A 1587-nucleotide genomic window follows, 5' to 3' on the forward strand; every position below is an offset into this window, starting at 1 on the left:
ATCCTGGCGCTGGCCGGGGACGCGGCGCGGTTTTATCACTTTCGTGCAGGACGGCTGACGGCGATCAGCGATGCCTATGGCAATCGTCTGACCGTGCAGCGCGATCGGTCTGACCGGGTGCAGCGACTGGATAACGGCGCCGGGCGCTCGCTGCTGTTGCGCTATGAGCGGGCGCAGTTGCTGGGTGTTGATTATCAGGTGTTTCAGCACGCGGAGTGGGTGACTGAACAAGCACTGGTCAGTTACCGCTACGACGCCTATCAGCATCTGATTGAAGCCACCAACGCCGTCGGTGACAGCGAGCGTTACGACTACGACGACGCCCACGTGATCCTGCAGCGGCAACTGGCCGGCGGCGCGAGTTTCTTTTGGGAGTGGGAACGCTCCGGCAAGGCGGCCCGTTGCGTGCGTCACTGGGCATCGTTCTCGCAGATGGACACGCGTTACGTCTGGGCGGACGACGGCAGTGTGGCGGTGCATTACGTCGACGGCACCGAAGAGACCTACGTTCACGATGAGCGTGCGCGGTTGGTGCGCAAAGTCTCGGCGGATGGTGGCGAACAGTTCAAGGCTTATGACGATGCCGGGCGGTTGATTGCCGAGCAGGATGCGTTAGGCGCCGTCACCGAATACCGCTACGACGAAGTCGGACGGCTGATCGCGCTGATTCCGCCGGACGAGGCGCCCACGTCCTACGAATATCGCAACGGTTTCCTCTATCGGCGTTCGCGCGGCGATGCGGTGTGGATCTACCGGCGCAATGCCGAGGGCGATGTCACCGAAGCGGTCGACCCCGACGGTCAGCTCACCCATTACTACTACGACACCCGGGGACAGTTGCTGTCGATTCGCTACCCGGACAGCAGCCGCCATCGCTTGGTCTGGAACAGCCTCGGCCAGTTGACCGAAGAGACCTTGCCCGATGGCGGCGTGCGGCGTTTTTCCTACGATGCGCTGGGGCGACGAACCACCACTGCCGACGAACACGGTGCAGTCACCCGTCAGCATTGGGACGCGCTTGGCCGACTGATTCAGACGACATTTCCTGACGGTGCGACCCGCGCCTACAGCTACGGCGCCTACGGTCAGGTCACCGCCGAGCGCGATGAACTCGGGCGCATCACCCGCTACGAATACGACGACGACCTGCACCTGGTTTCGCGGCGGATCAACCCCGACGGCACGCGGGTGCAGTACCGCTACGACCATGCGCAGTTATTGCTCACCGAGATTGAAAACGAATCGGGTGAAAAGTATCGGCTGGATTACACGCCGACCGGGCTGATTCGTCAGGAAAGCGGTTTTGACGGCCGCCGTACGGCGTACGCCTATGACCTCAACGGCCATTTGCTGGAAAAGACCGAGTTTGGCGATGACGGCTCGCAACTGGTCACTGCGTATGAGCGCGATGCGGCCGGGCGCCTTCTGGTCAAAACTCTGCCCGACGGCATCAAGGTCACCTATCAATACGACCGCCTCGGTCGTTTGATTGGGGTCGACGACGGCCAGCAACACCCGCTGGCCTTCGAGTACGACCGCCAGAACCGCTTGATCACCGAGCATCAAGGCTGGGGCACCCTGCGTTAC

At 62.3% G+C, this 1587-nt stretch carries 1 pseudogene; it reads left to right on the forward strand.

The window, feature by feature from the left end:
• Positions 1-1587, forward strand: a pseudogene (locus tag FGA82_RS29795) (RHS repeat protein); the annotation flags it as partial.

Origin of the sequence: Pseudomonas fluorescens (assembly GCF_005938625.1) — a bacterium.
In the GTDB taxonomy this organism is placed as follows: domain Bacteria; phylum Pseudomonadota; class Gammaproteobacteria; order Pseudomonadales; family Pseudomonadaceae; genus Aquipseudomonas; species Aquipseudomonas fluorescens_BD.